Source organism: Rhizobium chutanense (assembly GCF_002531935.1).
Lineage (GTDB): Bacteria > Pseudomonadota > Alphaproteobacteria > Rhizobiales > Rhizobiaceae > Rhizobium > Rhizobium chutanense.
Genome location: NZ_NWSV01000077.1, coordinates 1 through 1,616 on the forward strand (window position 1 = coordinate 1; position 1,616 = coordinate 1,616).

Here is a 1,616-nt window from a genome sequence, read left to right on the forward strand (position 1 = left end):
CCATTTTGATCGTCGGCCTGACTGGACGTGCCAAGTTGGAGCGACTGGACCATATTGCTCTCCGTCAGTTGCGCTGCATGATCGAAAGCGGACTGGCCGGCGCGGCGCCGGCCGCCGTCGGCGTATAAACGCGGCCAAGAGCGATGGAAGGCGTCGAGACCCGGGCCAGCACCTGTCCGTCGAAGCCCTCAATCGCATAAGCAAGCTCGACCGGCTTGATGTCCTTGGCGACTTTGCCGTCGGTGACGACGGTATATCCCCACCCCTTCAATGCCGCTTCGAGGGCTGTCGCGAATTCCAACTGGTCCTTTTCCATCTTGATCGTCGTCGCAGCGCTGGCCGGGCCGATTTGTTCGGCGAGACGGCTTGCCATGTCGCCGGCAATCGCGCTCGCGGCCGGTCTGGTGACGGCAACCGGGGTTGCGTTAGTGGTCATCGCGTCGTCGGCCGTTTGGCAACCGGAAAGCAGCGCAGCCGTGAGCAAGAGCGCAGGAAGTCTCCGCATGGTTCAACCTCCCCGCCGGATGGTGATTTTCTGTTGCCGCCAACCGACTCCGGAAACGAGGATCGCCTTGTCGATCGCATAGTCGACGGTCATCATGTCGTTCTTCATGCGGTAATTGACGATGCGATTTTGCCCGCCGGAGACGACAAACAGCACCGGAGCATCCTGGCCGGAGATCGACTTCGGGAACTGGATGTAAGTCTTCACCCCATCCGAATAGACCCGCTTCGGCCGCCAGGGGGCGCTGCCGCTCACCGAGTAGGAAAAGTTCAGCTTGTCCGGGGCCGTGCCGGGAATGCCGCCGGTTTCGAGACGGGCGTTGATATCGGCGAGCTTGGTGGACGCATCCTCGGGGTACTCAAAACCAACGCGCGCCATGTACTGGCTGGGATGGGACTTGAGCTGGATGTGATAGGTTCGCCGTGACGTGGTGACGACCATCGAGGTGAGCAGGCCTGGCTCCGACGGTTTGACGATGAGATGGATGGCCTGCCCGCCTGTGGCCCCCGAAGTGGCCGGCTCCACCTTCCAACGCACGGTGTCGCCGACGAGCACGTCGCGAACAATCTCGCCACCCTGAAGCTCGATGTCACAGACCTGTAGAGGAGAGCAGACGACGGACGGTTGGGTCTCGCCGAACAGAAAGATCACCTTGCCGTCCGGTCCTGTCGTGACCAAGCCCGGTGTGCCGCGCCATTTCCGGGAGATATTCGTGCCCTTGACCTCGTTGCTCGTCATGTTTTGCGCCTGCGCGCCCACCACAAAGGCGAGTCCGGCCATGCAGCCGGCGGCTGCGATCTTTCCTATCTTTTGCATTGAGAAGTCCCTGCCCTTAAAGCTGTGCCGTCCAGTCGAAGTCACGGATATAGAGGCCGATCGGATTGAGGCGGATCGTCGCCTCATCCTGTGGCGCCGTGAGCGTCACCGTTGCGATCCCGCGGAACCGCCGGGTGCCGGTTTCCTTGCCCTTGCGGTCCCGCTCATATTCCGTCCAGTCGATCTGATAGGTCTGGTTCGAAAGCGCCACGATGTTGTTTACCTCAATCGCAATCGTCGAAGACTTCGCCTTTTCGAACGGTGAATTACCTCGGAACCAAGCGTTGACCTTCTC

General features: G+C 61.0%; 3 protein-coding genes. All 3 read right to left on the bottom strand.

What is annotated here, in order from left to right; genetic code table 11:
* Positions 1-64 precede the first annotated feature (64 nt).
* Positions 65-505: a conjugal transfer protein TrbH gene (trbH, locus tag CO666_RS33345; protein ID WP_097616195.1), complete on the bottom strand. Its 441-nt coding sequence runs from the start codon at positions 503-505 to the stop codon at positions 65-67.
* A 3-nt stretch (positions 506-508) separates the two neighbouring features.
* On the bottom strand, positions 509-1,321 hold the full coding sequence (gene trbG / locus CO666_RS33350) for a P-type conjugative transfer protein TrbG (RefSeq protein ID WP_097616197.1): 813 nt from the start codon (positions 1,319-1,321) through the stop codon (positions 509-511).
* Between the two features lie 16 nt (positions 1,322-1,337).
* Positions 1,338-1,616, bottom strand: a 279-nt coding sequence (locus CO666_RS33355; protein ID WP_245436925.1) for a VirB8/TrbF family protein, incomplete at its 5' end; no start/stop codon positions are given.